The 17,471-nt window shown below is 41.4% G+C and carries 18 protein-coding genes; 14 read left to right on the forward strand and 4 right to left on the reverse strand.

Going from position 1 to position 17,471, the window contains the following annotated elements:
* The first annotated feature begins 1 nt into the window (after position 1).
* The 3 genes from hemY to ACEQ1T_RS23495 all read left to right on the forward strand — a co-directional run bounded on the left by hemY (position 2) and on the right by ACEQ1T_RS23495 (position 4,369).
* Complete coding sequence (hemY, locus tag ACEQ1T_RS23485) at positions 2-1,441, forward strand: protoporphyrinogen oxidase (protein ID WP_370224999.1); 1,440 nt, start codon at positions 2-4, stop codon at positions 1,439-1,441.
* A gap of 113 nt (positions 1,442-1,554) precedes the next feature.
* The gene (locus tag ACEQ1T_RS23490) at positions 1,555-2,127 is read left to right on the forward strand and encodes a TetR/AcrR family transcriptional regulator (RefSeq protein ID WP_206835092.1); all 573 of its coding nucleotides are present in this window, start codon (positions 1,555-1,557) and stop codon (positions 2,125-2,127) included.
* Positions 2,128-2,200: 73 nt separating this feature from the next.
* Positions 2,201-4,369 carry a YhgE/Pip family protein gene (locus tag ACEQ1T_RS23495; RefSeq protein ID WP_370225001.1) on the forward strand — a complete coding sequence of 723 codons (2,169 nt, stop codon included), beginning with the start codon at positions 2,201-2,203 and terminating at the stop codon, positions 4,367-4,369.
* A gap of 52 nt (positions 4,370-4,421) precedes the next feature.
* Here the strand turns inward: ACEQ1T_RS23495 and yhfH are convergent, their stop codons facing one another.
* Positions 4,422-4,556, reverse strand: a complete 135-nt coding sequence (gene yhfH / locus ACEQ1T_RS23500) for a protein YhfH (protein ID WP_206835100.1) — start codon at positions 4,554-4,556, stop codon at positions 4,422-4,424.
* Positions 4,557-4,783: 227 nt separating this feature from the next.
* Between yhfH and ACEQ1T_RS23505 the strand changes: the two genes are divergently transcribed.
* The 7 genes from ACEQ1T_RS23505 (at position 4,784) to ACEQ1T_RS23535 (ending at position 12,363) form a co-directional block, all read left to right on the forward strand.
* Positions 4,784-5,518, forward strand: a complete 735-nt coding sequence (locus tag ACEQ1T_RS23505) for an MBL fold metallo-hydrolase (RefSeq protein ID WP_206835103.1) — start codon at positions 4,784-4,786, stop codon at positions 5,516-5,518.
* A gap of 12 nt (positions 5,519-5,530) precedes the next feature.
* Positions 5,531-6,520, forward strand: a complete 990-nt coding sequence (locus tag ACEQ1T_RS23510) for a lipoate--protein ligase (protein WP_206835107.1) — start codon at positions 5,531-5,533, stop codon at positions 6,518-6,520.
* 204 nt (positions 6,521-6,724) lie between these two features.
* Complete coding sequence (locus ACEQ1T_RS23515) at positions 6,725-8,281, forward strand: fatty acid--CoA ligase family protein (RefSeq protein WP_206835110.1); 1,557 nt, start codon at positions 6,725-6,727, stop codon at positions 8,279-8,281.
* Between the two features lie 125 nt (positions 8,282-8,406).
* Positions 8,407-9,183, forward strand: coding sequence for an enoyl-CoA hydratase-related protein (locus ACEQ1T_RS23520; protein WP_206835113.1), 777 nt, complete (start codon positions 8,407-8,409; stop codon positions 9,181-9,183).
* 190 nt (positions 9,184-9,373) lie between these two features.
* Entirely contained in the window at positions 9,374-10,384 is a 1,011-nt protein-coding gene (locus tag ACEQ1T_RS23525; protein ID WP_206835115.1) for an ABC transporter substrate-binding protein, read from the forward strand.
* Positions 10,385-10,571: 187 nt separating this feature from the next.
* Positions 10,572-11,594, forward strand: a complete 1,023-nt coding sequence (locus tag ACEQ1T_RS23530) for an ABC transporter permease (RefSeq protein WP_370225004.1) — start codon at positions 10,572-10,574, stop codon at positions 11,592-11,594.
* Positions 11,569-12,363, forward strand: a complete 795-nt coding sequence (locus ACEQ1T_RS23535) for an ABC transporter ATP-binding protein (protein ID WP_206835120.1) — start codon at positions 11,569-11,571, stop codon at positions 12,361-12,363. The genes ACEQ1T_RS23530 and ACEQ1T_RS23535 overlap by 26 nt, the downstream gene beginning before the upstream one ends.
* 99 nt (positions 12,364-12,462) lie before the next feature.
* On the opposite strand, the gene ACEQ1T_RS23540 is transcribed toward ACEQ1T_RS23535, so the two are convergent.
* A complete protein-coding gene (locus tag ACEQ1T_RS23540) occupies positions 12,463-13,014 on the reverse strand; it encodes a helix-turn-helix domain-containing protein (RefSeq protein WP_206835123.1) in 552 nt (183 codons plus the stop codon).
* A gap of 136 nt (positions 13,015-13,150) precedes the next feature.
* Here ACEQ1T_RS23540 and ACEQ1T_RS23545 point away from each other — a divergent pair, with 136 nt between their 5' ends.
* The 3 genes from ACEQ1T_RS23545 to ACEQ1T_RS23555 all read left to right on the forward strand — a co-directional run bounded on the left by ACEQ1T_RS23545 (position 13,151) and on the right by ACEQ1T_RS23555 (position 15,644).
* Entirely contained in the window at positions 13,151-13,879 is a 729-nt protein-coding gene (locus ACEQ1T_RS23545) for an AzlC family ABC transporter permease (protein ID WP_206835126.1), read from the forward strand.
* Positions 13,872-14,177 carry an AzlD domain-containing protein gene (locus ACEQ1T_RS23550; protein ID WP_206835129.1) on the forward strand — a complete coding sequence of 102 codons (306 nt, stop codon included), beginning with the start codon at positions 13,872-13,874 and terminating at the stop codon, positions 14,175-14,177. Before ACEQ1T_RS23545 ends, ACEQ1T_RS23550 begins: the two co-directional genes overlap by 8 nt.
* A 174-nt stretch (positions 14,178-14,351) precedes the next feature.
* Positions 14,352-15,644, forward strand: a complete 1,293-nt coding sequence (locus ACEQ1T_RS23555; RefSeq protein WP_206835130.1) for a M48 family metallopeptidase — start codon at positions 14,352-14,354, stop codon at positions 15,642-15,644.
* Between the two features lie 44 nt (positions 15,645-15,688).
* On the opposite strand, the gene ACEQ1T_RS23560 is transcribed toward ACEQ1T_RS23555, so the two are convergent.
* The gene (locus tag ACEQ1T_RS23560) at positions 15,689-16,333 is read right to left on the reverse strand and encodes a Type 1 glutamine amidotransferase-like domain-containing protein (protein ID WP_206835132.1); all 645 of its coding nucleotides are present in this window, start codon (positions 16,331-16,333) and stop codon (positions 15,689-15,691) included.
* A gap of 62 nt (positions 16,334-16,395) precedes the next feature.
* Complete coding sequence (locus ACEQ1T_RS23565) at positions 16,396-16,632, reverse strand: IDEAL domain-containing protein (RefSeq protein WP_206835134.1); 237 nt, start codon at positions 16,630-16,632, stop codon at positions 16,396-16,398.
* Positions 16,633-16,832: 200 nt separating this feature from the next.
* Here ACEQ1T_RS23565 and ACEQ1T_RS23570 point away from each other — a divergent pair, with 200 nt between their 5' ends.
* Positions 16,833-17,387 carry a competence protein ComK gene (locus ACEQ1T_RS23570; protein WP_206835136.1) on the forward strand — a complete coding sequence of 185 codons (555 nt, stop codon included), beginning with the start codon at positions 16,833-16,835 and terminating at the stop codon, positions 17,385-17,387.
* The last annotated feature ends 84 nt before the right edge of the window (positions 17,388-17,471 follow it).

The raw sequence follows: 17,471 nt of genomic DNA on the forward strand, positions 1-17,471 counted from the left end.
CGTGCAGGGAGAGCGACAGAAAGTTGTGGTTGCCGGAGGAGGAATTACTGGTCTTGCTGCAGCTTACTATCTGCAGAAGGAAGCCAAAGAAAAAGGAATGGCCCTGGATGTAAAGCTTATAGAAGCCTCACATCGTCTTGGCGGCAAAATTCAAACGATAACACGAGACGGTTTTGTGATCGAAAGAGGGCCAGATTCCTTTTTGGCACGTAAACAAAGTGCGTCCCGGCTTGCCAAGGAAGCTGGCCTGGAAAAAGAGCTTGTGAGAAATACATCCGGTAAGTCCTATGTGCTTGTAAGGCAGCGTCTATTTCCAATGCCGGGCGGATCCATCATGGGGATTCCAACACAAATTGCTCCCTTTATTACAACCGGATTATTCACTCCCGCAGGGAAGGCAAGAGCTGCTGCAGATTTTGTGCTGCCGCGCTCCAATCCTTCCAATGATCAGTCACTGGGTGCCTTTTTTAGAAGAAGGCTTGGTGACGAGGTTGTCGATAATTTGATTGAACCGCTTCTCTCTGGCATATATGCTGGCGATATTGATCAATTAAGCCTTATGGCCATATTCCCGCAGTTTTATCAGGTTGAGCAGAAGTATAGAAGTTTAATTCTGGGAATGAAAAAGTCTACAGGCACTCAGCAGAAACAAGCCTCAAGCCGCAAGAGCAAAGAAGGGATGTTCCTTACTTTGAAATCGGGGCTTCAATCACTTGTCGATGCCCTGGAGAGCAAGCTTGAACCTGGAACTGTACTGAAAGGCCATCGAATTGAATCTATCAAGAAGACTGGCAGAAGCTATACAGTTGAATGGAATGGCGGAGAAAACCTTCAGGCAGACTGCATGGTCATGGCTGTTCCCCATCGTGCACTGTGCAGCATTTTCTCCGGGTGGGGAATATTTGAGCAGTTCAAAGACATGCCGTCCACTTCTGTGGCAACTGTAGCGCTGGCATTCCCTGAAGAAGCGATTGAAAGGGATATTGACGGAACCGGTTTTGTTGTTTCACGCCATAGTGATTACACCATTACTGCATGCACGTGGACACATAAGAAATGGCCCCATTCGACTCCAAAAGGAAAAGTGCTTCTGCGCTGTTATGTTGGCAAAGCTGGTGATGAAACTGTGGTGGATCTGTCAGATGATCAAATTATTAAAGTTGTACTTGATGATTTAAATAAAACAATGAATATTAAAATGAATCCGGACTTTGTTTATGTAACAAGATGGAAGGATTCTATGCCGCAGTATACTGTAGGACATAAAGAACGCGTCGATCTGGCAAAGAAACAGGCACAGGCAAAGCTGCCCGGCATTTTTCTGGCAGGAAGTTCATTTGAAGGTCTTGGCGTTCCTGATTGCATAGATCAGGCAGAAGAGGCAGTTCGAAATGCAGTTGAATACTTGCAAAGCAACAAGCAAAAAGCTGTCCGTTTGTGACAGCTTTTTATATTGGCATCATTTCAGGTTGCTTTTTCATTTGGAGTATGATAAATTACTTTTTGTACTAATGACCAAAATGTTCATTTAGTCATTTTATATGAGGTGAGTTCATGTCAGCAGATCGCAAACAGCAAATTATTGAGGCGGCCACTAAATCATTTTCTCTGTTTGGATATAAAGCAACCACTATGGATCAGGTTGCGAAGCTTGCAAATGTAGGAAAAGGCACTATTTATAATTTCTTTAAAAATAAAGAAGAGCTGTTTGATGAAATTATCCATACGCTCATCGTGGAAATGAAAAGCGCAGCTGATGAAGCGCTTGATCCCTCTTTGCCCTTTCATAAAAATGTTCATCGGGGATTGTATAAAATACTTGAATTCCGCATGAAGCATCAGTTAACAATCAAGCTTTTCCAGGAAGCAAAGGAAATGGGAACTCCTGCTGTTACAGATGTAATTGGGAAAGTAGAGGATGCGATATTAAATTATGTAAAAGACAAAGTTGCACAAGCGATTGAAAAAGGAGAAATCCGGGAATGCGATCCTGAACTGACATCTTTTGTGATGCTGAAGCTTTATATTGCTCTTATATTTGATTGGGAGCAGCGTCATGAACCTTTGGAAAAAGAAAAAATAGCTATGCTGTTTGAACAATATATTATGAAAGGATTATCGAACTAGATAGTCCTCTATTTTTTCAGCAAAATGACCAAATGAGGAAAATAGTCACTAAGTTATTGTGGAGGGATTTACGGTGAAAAACAAACTTTTCTTGAAGGAGTTTTCAGCAATCTTAAAAAACAAAAAATTGCTGATTCCTATTATCGCAGTAATGTTTATTCCTATTTTATACAGCGGAATGTTTCTTTGGGCATTTTGGGATCCATATGATCATTTAGATGATCTGCCTGTTGCTATCGTTAATGAGGATGCCGGTGCTGCATTTGAAGGTAATGACTTGCATCTTGGCGATGATCTTGTTGATAAATTAAAGGAAAGCAAGGACTTTAATTTTCAATTTGTTGATAAAGAGGAGGCATATAAAGATCTAAATGATCAGCATTACTATATGCTTGTTGAAATCCCTAAGGATTTTTCCAAGAATGCAACCACACTCCTTGAGGACAATCCGCAGAAAATGAACCTGATTTACGTTCCCAATGAGAGCTACAATTTTTTATCAGCTCAAATTGGAGGAACAGCTGTAGAAAAAATTAAAATGTCTCTGTCAGAAAAAGTGACTGAAACATATGCTGAAACGATGTTCGATAAAGTAGGGGAACTGGCAGATGGCATTGGACAGGCAAGTGACGGGGCCCTTCAAATCAGTGAAGGAGCTGCAGGTTTAAAAGATGGTTCTAAAACGCTGCATGAGAAGCTGGCGCTTTTGGCCGATAAATCCATTGAGTTCAATAACGGTGTAAGCTCAGCAAGCAAAGGTTCAGAGGAAATGGCAGAAGGAGCTAAAACCCTTTCAGAAGGATTAGGCAAACTGGCTGAAGGCCAATCAGAATTAAGTAAAGCATCCTATCAGCTGAAATCTGGGAGTGAAAAGCTTTCTGCAGGTGTTACACAATCAAAGGCAGGGATTGATACAGTAAAGGAAAAGCTGCCTGTTATGATTGATGGAACTGAGCAGCTTGAAAATGGAGCGAAAACCTTATCTTCATCTCTGGAGCAATGGCAAACGGAGGCACAAAAACTCAGCGGAGGTACTGCTCTTTTAGAGCAAAAGCTGCAGGGCTTTATTTCGCAGCTTCCTGAAGGATCTCCTGAAAAAGCTGAGCTTCAGAGTGTGCTTGCCCAGCTGAAGGCTGGAACAGCCCAGCTTGCTGAGTCAGCTGGCAAATTATCTGCGGGAGGAGCCGAATTGTCCCAAAAAATGGGACAGCTAAATGAAGGACAGCTGCAGCTGCAGCAGGGAATAAATCAGCTTGCCCAGGGGGCATCAGAGCTGGAAATTGGTTCTCAGCAGCTAGTACAGGGCCATAAAGATTTCGGTGCTGGAATGGAAACATTTGCTCAGAAATTTGGTGAAGCACAAGCCGGAGCAGACAGGCTAGCAGGCGGTGCAGCAGATTTGTCAGGAGGGCTTGGAAAACTGACCCAAGGTTCAGATGCATTGGCAGACGGCACAAAGCAGCTTGAAGATGGCGCAGGCAAAGTAGCTGAAGGTAATACACAAATTTTTGAAGGTTCTTCTGAGTTAGCAAATAAATTAGCGGATGGCGCTGAAAATGCATCAGCCGTAAATGCCAGCGATAAAACTTATAATATGATGGCAAATCCGGTAGAAATAGATAATGAGAAGATTACAGAAGTACCTAACTATGGTACAGGGTTCGCGCCATATTTTCTGTCGCTTGGCCTTTTCGTGGGTGCTCTGCTTCTTTCAATTGTATTTCCGCTTCGGGAGCCGGCTGGCGTTCCGCGGTCAGGATTTAGCTGGTTTGCAAGCAAGTTTGGGATTCTTGCTGGAGTAGGCATTATTCAGGGTCTCATTGCTGCCATGATATTATTGCTGGGACTTGGCCTGGAAGTGCAGAGTGTACCTTTGTTTCTGCTGTTTACAATCATAACCAGCCTTACTTTCATAGCTCTGATTCAATTTTTTGTCACCGTCATGGGTGATCCTGGCCGGTTTGCTGCCATAATTATATTAATTCTCCAGCTGACAACAAGTGCAGGTACTTTCCCGCTTGAGCTGATTCCTAATGCACTTCAGCCAATCAGTTCATACTTGCCTATGACCTATTCTGTTTCCGGACTAAAGGCTGTCATTTCAAGCGGAAATTTTGATTTTATGTGGGAGAATGCAGTAATTCTATTGAGTTTCGCCGCCCTATTTATTGCAGGAACTTTTGTTTACTTTACTGCAATGCACAAGAAAAGATTTGCAGCAGCTGCAGGGCAGGCTGATTGATTATTAGCAAAAAACAAAGCCAGCCCACAGGGCTGGCTTTAAATATATAATTCTATAAATCTGTAATTCCCATGCAATTATCACACTTGTTTCCGTAACATTCATGCTGCTCTTCGATCGACTTCCCGCATTCTGAACATTGTTTAGCCGGCAGGTTTCTGAAAAACTCCATAATGTTTTGAATCATGTTGAAGCCTCCTGATTTGTGATTTTGTTCTAAATAGTTTGATTATTTAAGTTAATTGTATTATAACAGAATTCATATGTCAACTTCTGTTTCAATACAATTTTAAAAAAGTGAAAAAATAGGCATAATCGAGTATATTGAACATAGCAAAGCTTGGTCTTTTCTTGAGATTTTGGTTACCAAGTCATAGCGTAGGAGCTTGAACTTTTTAATAAGGAGGAAACGTGATGAAGCTAACTGTAATCGGCAGCTGGGGCGGTTATCCTAAAGCTGATGGAGCCAGTTCAGGGTATTTGCTGGAGCATGATGGTTTTCATTTGCTGATCGACTGCGGAAGCGGCGTCCTTTCAAAAATGCAGAACATTTTTCAGCCAGAAGAATTGGATGCAGTGATTATCTCGCATTACCATCCAGATCACATTGCAGATATAGGGGTACTGCAGCATGCCAGGCTCATTCAGGGTTTTTTAGGCAGGAAAACAGATACACTCCCGATTTATGGCCATTCCCTTGATCAGCTTGAATTTGCTAAATTTACATACAAGGATATAACAAAGGGAGTCTGCTATGATCCTGATGGCACTCTCTCTGCAGGACCGTTTCAAATCCGCTTTTTAAAGACTAATCACCCAGTGCCATGCTATGCAATGAGAATTGAAGCAGACGGCAAAACGCTTATTTATACGGCTGATACCTCATATAAAGAAGAGCTGGAAGCATTTAGCGAGAATGCTGATTTATTAGTTTGCGAATGCAATTTTTATGGTCATCAAAATGGAAAGAATGCAGGGCATATGACAAGCCTGGATGCTGGAACATTGGCCAGAAAAGCAAAGGTGAAGAATTTGCTGCTGACTCATTTGCCTCATTATGGTGAACTGAGAAAGCTGAAGGAAGAGGCTTCAACAAAATATCCCGGTCCTATTTCGCTTGCGGATTATCAATGGTCCCATACTTTTTGAGGAGGAAAACAGATGCTTTTTATTGACAACCAGGGAATCACAGATCCCAGAATTAACCTTGCTATTGAAGAATATGCACTGAAAAATCTTGATATTGAAGAAACCTATTTGCTTTTTTATATTAATGAACCTTCCATTATTATTGGAAAAAATCAGAATACCGTTGAAGAGATCAATACTGAATATGTCGAGAACAATAGCATCCATGTAGTCAGAAGGCTTTCTGGCGGCGGGGCCGTTTATCATGATTTAGGCAATCTCAACTTCAGCTTTATCACAAAAGATGATGGAGAAAGCTTTCATAACTTCCAAAAGTTTACCGAACCAGTTGTAGAGGCTTTGCGGAAGCTTGGTGTTAATGCTGAATTGAGCGGCCGAAATGATCTGATGGCGGAAGGGAGAAAGATATCCGGGAATGCCCAGTTTTCAACCAAAGGCAGAATGTTTAGCCATGGCACCCTCTTATTTGATTCAGAAATAGAAAGTGTCGTTTCGGCACTAAAGGTAAAGAAGGATAAAATTGAATCGAAAGGCATTAAATCTATTCGGAGCCGGGTTGCTAATATATCAGAGTTCCTGGATAAAAAAATCACAATTCAAGAATTTCGCACTCTGCTGCTTAAGAATATTTTTGGTGATTTAGATGAAATTCCAGAGTACAAGCTCACGAATGATGATTGGGAAAAAATTCACCAGCTGTCCAGGGAGCGCTATCAAAACTGGGATTGGAATTATGGAAAATCCCCCAAATTTGATCTGCAGCACTCGCATCGTTTCCCAGTGGGGCAAATTGATATTAGACTTAATGTCACAAAAGGGCAAATTGTGGAATGTAAAATTTACGGAGACTTCTTTGGGGTTGGCGATGTAAGCGAAATTGAAAACAAGCTTACAGGAATTCGCTATGAAAAGTCAGAGGTTGAAAGTGCCCTTGGGGGAGTGGACATTAAGCATTACTTTGGAAATGTGACAAAGACCGAATTTATCAACCTGATTTATTAATGCGGTCATTTATTGGAAAGCTGGCATATTGCCGGCTTTTCTTATATTTATATAAAGTCTTGCGAAAGTCAGTCCGCTGTAAAAAAGAAATTGTGAACAATTCGCTTTCCTACTTGAATACAAAAATTTCTTTCAATATAATATATTTAGAAAATTTATTTAATAAAAATGAATGACTATTCATTCATTATAGGGGGAGTGTAAATGAATTTAACAGAACAGCTGCATGAAACGGCGATCAAGATGGGCAATAAGACTGCCTATTATTTTATGGACCAGTCCAGTACATATGCGGAGCTTGATGGTGCTGTGACCAAATTTGCGGATGGGCTTTCAAAGCTGGGAGTAAAAAAAGGAGATCATATTGCTCTTTTACTGGGGAATTCACCGCAATTTGTCATTGGCCTGCATGGCGCACTGCGTCTTGGAGCAACTGTTATACCGATCAACCCAATTTATACACCTGATGAAATTGGCTACATTGTTAATAATGGTGATGTAAAAGCTGTTGTTACGCTCGATCTCTTAGTGCCTTTGATTGAGAAGATGCATCAGGCTCTTCCAAAGGTGGAGAACTTTATTATTTGCGAAACCCCGCAGGGACAGTTTACAAAAGCGGACCCGTCTGCATTAACAGCTTTTGAAAAAATGAAATCGTTTACACAGGTGATGGGTTCAGGAGATTTGGATTTTAAAGGCCCTGAACTCGAAGAAGAGGAAACGGCCGTTATCCTATATACATCCGGTACGACAGGCAAGCCGAAAGGTGCCATGCTGACACATAAAAACCTCTACAGCAATGCAAAGGATGTCAGCGATTATTTGCACATGAACGAAAATGACCGGGTTATCACTACTTTGCCGATGTTTCATGTTTTCTGTTTAACGGTTGCTCTCAATGCACCGCTGATGAATGGGGCTACTATTTTAATAGATCCAAAATTCAGCCCTAAAGAAATTTTTAGACTCGCAAAAAAATTTGAACCTACTGTTTTTGCCGGCGTTCCGACCATGTACAATTTCCTTCTTCAGTTTGATGATGGCAATCCAGAAGATCTGAAATCGTTAAGGCTTTGCATTTCGGGCGGTGCTGCCATGCCTGTTGCACTTCTCCATGGCTTTGAAAAAAAGTTCAATGTCATTGTCTCAGAAGGATATGGTCTTTCAGAAGCTTCTCCGGTTACCTGCTTTAATCCGCTGGATAAGCCGCGCAAAGCAGGCTCAATCGGGCAATCCATTATGAACGTTGAGAATAAGGTTGTAAATGAACTGGGAGAAGAAGTTTCCGTTGGCGAAGTTGGAGAACTGATTGTTCGCGGGCCTAATGTGATGAAGGGATACTACAAGATGCCTGAAGAAACAGCGGCCACTATTCGTGATGGCTGGCTTTATACAGGAGACCTCGCAAAAAAGGATGAGGAAGGCTATTTTTATATCGTTGACCGTAAAAAGGACCTTATTTTAGTCGGCGGATATAACGTGTACCCTCGGGAAGTAGAAGAGGTGCTCTATAATCATGAGGATGTAGTTGAAGTTGCTGTATTGGGTGTGCCTGATCCAAATCTGGGAGAAGCGGTGAGGTGCTATGTTGTATCTAAAAACCCTCAGCAGACAGAAGAATTGCTGCTTGCATACTGTGCTGAGCATCTGGCTAAATATAAAGTGCCGTCAACGATTGAATTCTTAGAGGAGCTGCCAAAGAACGCAACTGGTAAAATTTTGCGGAGAGCGTTGAAGAATCAGGTACTGCAGACTAAATAGGTTTTTATGGACAGGCAATGGATGTGTCTGTCCTTTTCTATTCCACTTCAAATTGACTAAACTTGAAAGGGTTTTCGCAAAATTCATCGAATTATTAGATAGCACTGGAAAGAGGAGAGATACAAATGAGTTCTATTGCAGTTGAAACAAAAGGTCATATTGCGGTCGTAACGATTAACCGTCCTGATGCATTGAATGCATTTAATTTTGAGACTTTATCGGAGCTTCAGGAAACAGTTGAGAAACTGCGAACCAGCCCTGATGTTCGTGCAGTGATTTTTACAGGGGCTGGAGAAAAGGCATTCAGTGTCGGTGCAGATTTAAAAGAGCGCAGGACATTATCTGAAGAGCAAGTCCGCAGGAATATATATAAAATAGGTGAAGTATTCTCACTGGTTGATCAGCTCCCGCAGCCTACTATCGCTGCTATAAACGGTTTTGCCTTCGGAGGCGGGATGGAACTGGCACTATCCTGCGATTTCCGCATCGCCGTTTCAGGCACTGCCATGGGACTTACAGAAACAAGTTTAGCCATAATACCAGGTGCAGGCGGCACTCAAAGACTTCCAAGATTGATTGGCCAGGCCAAAGCCCTGGAATTAATTTTGACGGCTAAAAGGCTTACTTCTGAAGAAGCGCTTGAATACGGCATCCTTACCAAAGTGACTGAAAAAGAAAATCTCTTAAATGATTGTTTTGAATTTGCCGGACAAATGCTTAATAATGGCCCTCTTGCCCTTCAGCAGGCTAAATTTGCTGTAAAGCATGGCATGGGCGTCGATTTGCAGACTGGACTTCAGATTGAAAGGAAGGCATATGAAGTCATTATCCCAACAGAAGATAGAGTTGAAGCTCTTGCAGCCTTTGCTGAAAAAAGAAAACCAGAATTTAAAGGGAAATAAAATGAATAAGCAAGTAATGGGACACGGCAGAATTGTGCTGTGTCTTTTCTATTAAAATAATAATTTTTAGAAAATTATTAAAAAACATCTTGAATAGTAAGACTGTTAACTATATAATTTAGTGAATAAAAGCATAAAAGCATAAAAGTGATGAAGTGGAAAGATAGAGATAAAAGGGGGATCAACTAGTATGTTAGAGAGAATAAAATTATTTAAAGCAGTAGCTGCAGCAGGTCTTATGGGAACATTGCTGCTAAGCGGCTGCGGCAGTGAAAGCACAAATGGAGATGCAGGGTCTTCTGATAAAGAAAAGGAAGAATCATTTAATATAGGAGTTACGCAGATTGTCGAGCATCCTTCGTTAGATGCGGCACTGGAGGGATTTAAAAAGGCTTTAGAGGATTCTGGTATTGAAGCAAGCTATGATGTCCAGATTGCTCAGGGGGACCAGAATAATAATCAATCCATTGCCAATAATTTTGCCGGAGATGGAGTAGACCTGATCTTTGCCAACTCTACCCCAAGTGCATTAAGTGCACTTAATGCGACGAAGGATATACCAATTGTATTTACTTCAGTAACAGATCCAGTGGGTGCGCAATTAGTAAAATCAATGGATACACCTGAAGGAAATATAACTGGTACAACAGATACACATCCTGATGCGATACCCAATATGGTTAAATTTATAGATGAACAATTTGAGGCTGGAACTGTGGGTGTTATTTACAATTCTGGAGAACAAAACTCAGAGGTGCAGATTGAAAAGGTGAAGGAAGCTCTTTCAGGTACAGATATGAAATTGGCCGAAGCTACCGTATCCAATTCTTCTGAAGTGAAACAGGCTGCAGAATCACTTGTCGGAAAAGCAGATGCCATCTATATTATTACGGATAATACTGTCGTTTCTGCTTTGGAATCTGTCATTCAGGTTTCAAACGATAATGACATCCCGCTATTTGTAGGAGAGCTGGATTCTGTTAAACGCGGGGGCTTTGCTGCTTATGGATTTGACTATGAAGATATCGGATATGAAGCTGGGGAAATGGCTGCAAAAATTTTAAAAGACGGCAAGAAGCCATCCGAACTACCTGTCCAATATCCGCAGAATCTAAAGCTGGTAATCAATAAAAAGGCTGCAGAAGAAATGGGAATTGACTTAAAAGAGGAATGGAGCGAACTTGCTGAGTTTGTGGAGTAATACCAGCAATAACCACCAGCGCTTACGCTTTTCACCTCGATAACTGTCTAGCGCAAGCAGCCTACCCCTTCGAGGTCACAAGCCAATCCTCCCAAAAAAGGCAACGAACGCCTTTCCGTGAGGCTTGTCTTGTGCTTGTCGGGAGTGGGCAAGGCGCTTACGCTTTCTAATAGAAAGGGAGATTACTATGCCAACAGCGATCTTTGGTTCCATTGAGGCAGGAGCAATTTATGCCTTAATGGCATTGGGAGTTTACCTATCATTCAGAATACTGGATTTTCCCGATCTGACGGTGGATGGAAGCTTTGTAACGGGCGCATCTGTAGCAGCTGTCATGATAGTAGGGGGATACAATCCATTTTTGGCAACAATGACAGCTTTGCTTGCGGGTTTTGCAGCAGGCTGCCTTACAGGCCTTCTTCATACAAAAGGAAAAATTAATGCCCTCTTGTCCGGAATATTAATGATGATCGCATTGTACTCTATCAATCTCCGGATTATGGGCAAGTCAAATGTTCCTCTGCTGTCTGAGGAAACGGCTATCACAAAGCTTACAGCATTCTGGCAGGGGCTTGGGATTGATCAGGCTATTCAAAGCCTGTTTGGGGCATTGGGAATGAGTTTCATCCCAAAGACCTGGGGTATTCTCATTTTAATGCTAATTTTAGCCTTTGCTGTGAAAGTATTGATTGATCTTTTCTTAAAGACAGATATTGGCCTGGCCATACGCGCAACAGGCGACAATGAGACGATGATCCACAGCTTTTCTGCTGATACAGATCTTTTGAAGATAGCTGGCTTGGGCATTTCAAATGCACTGGTTGCTTTTTCTGGAGCATTAGTGGCACAGTATAACGGATTCAGTGACGTCGGAATGGGAATCGGGATGATTATCATCGGACTTGCATCCGTGATCATTGGAGAAGCAATCTTTGGTGCAAAAACTATTGTCCGGGCAACACTCGCTGTCATCGGAGGAGCCATCTTATATCGTATTATAGTCACTCTTGCATTAAGGGTTGAATTCCTTGAAACAGGAGATATGAAGCTAATCACAGCAGTAATCGTGATTGGCGCGCTGATTCTGCCAAAGCTTATTCAGCAGCAAAAAGAAAAGCAGAGAAAGCGGCGGAGATTAGCGGAAGCGAAAAAAACTAATGCTTACGGGAAAAGTGGTGAACATCTTGCTGCAATTAAATCAGATTCATAAAGTATTTAATGAGGGAACTCCAGACGAAAAAACAGCGCTTCACAGAATCGATCTTCATTTAAAGCCAGGCGACTTCATGACGGTTATCGGCAGTAATGGAGCGGGAAAATCTACTCTTATGAATATGATTTCCGGCAAATTGATTCCTGATATAGGAGAAGTGCTGGTTGATGGCACTGATGTCACTCTTGTGAAGGAACATAAAAGATCCAGGCTGATTGGACGCGTTTTCCAGGATCCGATGGCAGGAACAGCACCCTCCATGACGATAGAGGAAAATCTGGCCATTGCTTATTCGAGAACTATGGTGCGAGGCCTTCGCAAAGGTGTTTCCAAGAAACGCCGCGACTTTTTTCAGGAAAAGCTGGAAATGCTGCATCTTGGATTGGAAAACAGGCTTTCAGCAAAAGTCGGACTGCTGTCAGGGGGAGAAAGGCAGGCATTATCCCTTTTGATGGCGACTTTCACAGAGCCTAAAATACTGCTTTTGGACGAACATACCGCTGCCTTGGACCCTGCTCGTGCAGAATTGATTACCAGCCTTACGAAAGAGATTGTGGAAACATATAAACTTACCACGTTAATGGTGACTCACAATATGCAGCAGGCACTTGACCTGGGAAATAGGCTGATCATGATGGACAAAGGCCAGATCATTTTTGAAACAAATGAAGACCAAAAGAAAGATTTGACTGTCGAAAAACTGCTTGAAGAATTCCAAAAAATCCGCGGAGAGAAAATGAGCAGCGACAAGGCTGTATTAATCTAAAAGGAGACCGGACAAAAGGCTTTTCGCTTTGTCCGGCTTGTTTGTTCTTGGAGATATTCCAGTAAAAAGCATACCGAGCGCAGCGATATGCCTACTTTTTCATGGATAATACATGACTGCCTGGTAGCGAATCAGTTCGTCTCCGATATTTTTATACGTATGCACTTTATTTGCTGAGAATTTTATTGAATTTCCGGGGCGGACAGTGATTCGCTGGTCTCCGATCTCTATTTCAAGCGTTCCGGACATGACAGTGATATATTCTTCAACACCCTCATTATGTTTATCAGATGTATGCTGACAGCCCGGTTCAATTTCGACTGTGAAGATCTCGAATTTCTTGCGGGGATCAAAAGGGAACACGGGATAAACCCTGTATCTGCCCATGCTCTCCATTATTGGAGTTAGAGTTTTCAATTCTATGAGTTGGATATCTGATGGTTCCTCATGAATAAGTGAGGAAAATGAAACCTGAAGGCCGCTCGCGATTTTCCATAGGGTGGTGACAGTCGGGTTGGATTCCCCCCGCTCAATCTGCCCCAGCATCGCCTTGCTGACCCCGGTTATTTCTGCCGTTGCATCCAGGCTGTAACCTCTTGTTTTTCGAATATTCCTCAGGTTTTCCCCAATACTTTTTTGAATATTCTCCATTATATCCTCCAAACTTATTGTGTAATATAACGCACGAATGTATAATATACTATATCAATGCATCATTCTTTAATATTAAGTCTATTATAGTATATTTTTCAGGTTTAGTATTATATTTTTTAAGGCGGTGAGCATTATGGCAGAACTTGCAGTCGGCAAGCCTTCCGGAGAGTATAGGAAAGGGGTGCAGTCGGGAATCAGCATCGCGATAGGATATGCACCAATCGCTTTAACATTTGGGCTGCTCGCCAAAACAACTGGTCTTTCAATTGGTGAAACAGCTTTAATGAGTTTGCTCGTATTTGCGGGGGCAGCACAGTACATATCCCTGAGCCTTCTTTCATTGGGAACGGGTATATTTGAAATTGTTTTGACAACATTTATTGTGAATATCAGGCACTTCTTAATGTCAACCTCTCTTAACGAAAAGTGGGATGATGAACAGGATGCTAACAAGGTAATTTTGTCTTTTGGGATTACGGACGAAACTTTCTCAGTTGCAGCAGTACGTGAAGATAAGGTAACAAGCGGTTATATGCTTGGGCTTATTTCGGTTTCCTATGCAAGCTGGGTCATTTGCTCTGGGCTTGGGCACCTAATTGGTGCGAGCCTTCCGCAAACCTTGCAGGAAAGCATGTCTGTTGCACTTTATGCCATGTTTGTCGGCCTTCTTGTTCCGTCTATGAAAAAGAGTGCAAAAGTTGTATTTCTTGCGGCGCTGGCAGCATGTTTTAACATGATTTTTACTTTGACTAATATGTTATCGACAGGATGGGCAATTGTACTGGCCACGCTTTTATCGGCTGTAATAGTAGAATGGATTGAAAGTATAAAAAACAGGCAAAGGGGTCAGGGGCATGAGTAGCCAAGTCGTGTGGATGATTATTGGAATGGCAGCAGTTACTTATATCCCAAGGCTTCTGCCTTTTGTGCTTTTTAAGGGGAAGGAGCTTCCCGGGTTTGTTCAGGGGATATTAAAGAATGTGCCGTATGCGACTTTAGGGGCACTCATTTTTCCAGGCATTCTGTTTATAAATGAAGATCTTTGGTTTGGGCTGCTCGGGGCAGCTGCTGCCTTTCTAGCTGCCTTTTTAGGTGCAAATGTGATTGTTGTCGTATTAGGATCAATTGCTGTGTTATCTGTATATTCTTTCTTATTTTAGAAAAGATTATTATTGATGTTCTTTAGCCGGTTCCTTCGAGAACCGGCTTTTTCAATAGAACTGCTGGAATAGGCTATTATCTTTTAAGTAATGATTGTCCCATCAAAATAGTTCTAATTACAGATTTTTATACTAAACTAAATATAGAAAGGTTGTACCATAAGGGGGGATCAGATGGCGCGGAAATTAGGCTTTTACGGGGCGCTCGCCTTTTTTGTATACGGTTTATTTTTTTATTGGTATTTATTCTATTTTGCTGACAGCAGTCTGCCGTTTGAGTATGAAGGCTCACGTGCAGATCCGGCAACTTTCCTGAACGGCAGGGAACTGATGCTCAGTGAGGAATATTCTAAAATAAGAAACCTGCTGTTTTTTATTTCTACACCTTTTGAATGGATTTTCTATTTATTCATTCTTTTATTTGGATTATCGAAGGCTTTTAAGAAGTGGGCTGAGCAGACTGCGCCTTATAAATTTCTGCAAACGGCGATATATTTAATTTGGCTTTCTTTTTTCGCGTTTATGGCCACAATGCCATTAAGCTATATCAGCTTTTCACTTTCAAAAACGTATAATATCTCAACTCAGAGCTTTAGCGGGTGGATGAAGGATGAGCTCATAGATTTTTGGGTTAATTATGGAATGATGGTTCTTATTGTGTCTGTACTGTACTGGCTGATTAATAAGAGCAGGAAAAGATGGTGGCTTTATGCCTGGCTTTTGTCTGTTCCATTTACCTTATTTATGATGTTCCTGCAGCCGGTTGTCATTGACCCTCTTTATAATGATTTCTATCCTTTGAAAAACAAGGAACTTGAAACAAAAATTCTTGATTTGGCCAGCCAGGCTAAAATACCGGCGGAACATGTCTTTGAAGTCGATATGGCAGAGAAAACAAATGCGCTGAATGCATATGTGACAGGCATCGGATCAAATTCAAGAATTGTTCTATGGGATACAACACTGAATAAATTAACTGATGATCAGATCCTGTTTATAATGGCACATGAAATGGCCCACTACGTGGAAAAGCATATATACATCGGAATTGGCGGTTACTTGCTGCTTTCCCTGCTGGGGCTTTATATGACAGCCAAATTAATGGAGAAAGCAGTCGATAAATGGGGAAGGGCGCTAAAAATTCCTGCGGTAAATGATATTCGGTCCCTGCCGCTGTTTTTGATGATTCTTTCGATGCTGCTCTTTATTTCAAGCCCCCTATCCAATCTTGTTTCACGGTATCAGGAAACAAGGGCAGACCATTATGCCATCGAAATGACGAAGGATTCAAAAGCAGCAATAGGAACATTTCAGGAACTGACACGTGCGGGTCTAAGCCAGGTTAATCCGCCGCTTCTCGTAAAAATATTCCGGTATGGACATCCAACCATGCTTGAGCGTATTTCCATGCTTGAAGAATATGAAATGGAACAGAGGCAAAAAGAACGGGAGCAGGCGGCAGACTGATTTGACAATAACATGAGAAAAAGCAGGCCATGTGGCTTGCTTTTTTACGTTTCATTCTTATAAATATGTATGCTGCCTTCAATATCAGTCTGAATTTCATTATAAAAATAAATGCCTGCATCATCATCAATTCCATAACCAGTCGTGACATTGGCTTTCCAAACTGCCCTCTTTAAATTTTCCCCTTCATTCCATTTAGTGAAATGGACACTTATGACACAATCCCTGATTAACCCGATTCCCTTCAGAAAGAGATGCTGTTCTCTAGGCGTATCAATAGGGGGAATTATGCAATGCTCCGGGATGATTAGGGCACCTGCAGAAAAACCTGCTACAGGAATACCGTTCATGTACATTTTGCCAATGTGTTCTCCCACTTCAGTATCCACAATAAAACTTCTGTATTTTTCCGTTTCACCGCCTCCAATGATGATGCCGGAACAGGACGCCAATTCTTGAAGAAAAGATTCTGAAGGTGCAGGGGAAAGCGGCAGATAACAGAAATTCCTGGCCCCATTTTGAATTAAGCCAGCAGTATACTTATTCATATAGCCTTCCCAGCCTTCCCTTTCCAAAAAGAGTATAGCTATTTTGCCAGCCGCTCCGGAAGCCAGTTCTGCAAACTTTTTTCCAAGCCTTTGCCCGAATGGAGGGCTTCCGCCCATTAAAAATAAATGCCTGCTGTCCATTAATTTTCTCCTGCCTTATTAAAATAAAATACCCCGCTGATTGGCGGGGGCAAACTGTTTTTCTAAGTGCCAAAACGTTTGGAAAGTTCTTTGTACTGCTTTGATAAATTCATAAATGACGGTTTATTTCCTTCATCAATTGCTGCGTTTATTTTATTCATCAGCTTTTCTTTCTCAGTATTCAGCAGAATTTCGGAAATTAGCATATCAATATAAAGGTCAAGAACAAAAGAATCCTTATGGTTTTTCCGCTTCATCGCACTGGTTTTCATTAATTCGGTGTATGATTTTTCCTTCATGGAAATCACCCCTGAGCTTTTTAATATTATATGGAATTGCCGCTGAATATTCAACTAAGTTTTTTAAATTTTTAGAAAATATTTTCGGAATGTCTAAATTGTGAACAATTTAGAAACTATTGAATAAATTAGTAATTTTTAGATAAATTGGTGTTAATATGGAAAAGTGAGAGCGAAATAAAAAAGGAGATGAAAACATAATGAACCATAATACCCAAATGATCGAAGAGTATGAAGTCAATCCAAATACAATGATTATCAAACCCCTCTCTTATGGGCTGAAAGTTTATTCGCAAATCTGGGAGCTTGATGATGAGGTAACTTCCCCTTTTAAGCCGGTCGATATAATAAAAAGCAGCTGCAGATATTTTGGATCAAGCTATGAAGGCAGAAAAGAGGGTACACGCCAATTAACCGGCATTACCCATAAAGCTCCGATAACGATCGACCCCACAAATTTCATTTATTTTTTCCCGACGGCCTCTCCTAACAATCTTGAATGCATCTGGATTGCATTGGATCACATCAATTATTTCAAGCGAGCGGAAAACGCACATACTCAAGTGGTTTTTAAGAATAAGCAAAGCTTCATCATTCCAGTATCTTATACTACTCTTAATAATCAGGTGCTCAGAACAGCTTTACTAAAAACAACATTGATAAGAAGGATAGAAGATTCAGAGAGAAAAGCACTGTACTTTGTGAATGGTTCCAAAATAATGAATGCTTCGGAGAGAACTGGAGCCTACCAATAGAGAAGGGAAAGGATAACTAAGAAGCATGCGGAATTTCATGCTTCTGTTTTCCGTGTGTGTATTACATTATTAGCTGCAGGCTTT

The sequence above is a fragment of the Cytobacillus sp. genome (assembly GCF_964223445.1).
Taxonomy (GTDB): Bacteria; Bacillota; Bacilli; order Bacillales; family Cytobacillaceae; genus Cytobacillus.

Coding starts and splice junctions, on each gene's coding strand:
- ACEQ1T_RS23490 (WP_206835092.1), top strand. CDS start 1,555: ATGTCAGCAGATCGCAAACAGCAAATTATTGAGGCGGCCACTAAATCA.
- yhfH (WP_206835100.1), bottom strand. CDS start 4,556: ATGATTCAAAACATTATGGAGTTTTTCAGAAACCTGCCGGCTAAACAA.
- ACEQ1T_RS23505 (WP_206835103.1), top strand. CDS start 4,784: ATGAAGCTAACTGTAATCGGCAGCTGGGGCGGTTATCCTAAAGCTGAT.
- ACEQ1T_RS23510 (WP_206835107.1), top strand. CDS start 5,531: ATGCTTTTTATTGACAACCAGGGAATCACAGATCCCAGAATTAACCTT.
- ACEQ1T_RS23515 (WP_206835110.1), top strand. CDS start 6,725: ATGAATTTAACAGAACAGCTGCATGAAACGGCGATCAAGATGGGCAAT.
- ACEQ1T_RS23520 (WP_206835113.1), top strand. CDS start 8,407: ATGAGTTCTATTGCAGTTGAAACAAAAGGTCATATTGCGGTCGTAACG.
- ACEQ1T_RS23525 (WP_206835115.1), top strand. CDS start 9,374: ATGTTAGAGAGAATAAAATTATTTAAAGCAGTAGCTGCAGCAGGTCTT.
- ACEQ1T_RS23530 (WP_370225004.1), top strand. CDS start 10,572: ATGCCAACAGCGATCTTTGGTTCCATTGAGGCAGGAGCAATTTATGCC.
- ACEQ1T_RS23540 (WP_206835123.1), bottom strand. CDS start 13,014: ATGGAGAATATTCAAAAAAGTATTGGGGAAAACCTGAGGAATATTCGA.
- ACEQ1T_RS23545 (WP_206835126.1), top strand. CDS start 13,151: ATGGCAGAACTTGCAGTCGGCAAGCCTTCCGGAGAGTATAGGAAAGGG.
- ACEQ1T_RS23550 (WP_206835129.1), top strand. CDS start 13,872: ATGAGTAGCCAAGTCGTGTGGATGATTATTGGAATGGCAGCAGTTACT.
- ACEQ1T_RS23555 (WP_206835130.1), top strand. CDS start 14,352: ATGGCGCGGAAATTAGGCTTTTACGGGGCGCTCGCCTTTTTTGTATAC.
- ACEQ1T_RS23560 (WP_206835132.1), bottom strand. CDS start 16,333: ATGGACAGCAGGCATTTATTTTTAATGGGCGGAAGCCCTCCATTCGGG.
- ACEQ1T_RS23565 (WP_206835134.1), bottom strand. CDS start 16,632: ATGAAGGAAAAATCATACACCGAATTAATGAAAACCAGTGCGATGAAG.
- ACEQ1T_RS23570 (WP_206835136.1), top strand. CDS start 16,833: ATGAACCATAATACCCAAATGATCGAAGAGTATGAAGTCAATCCAAAT.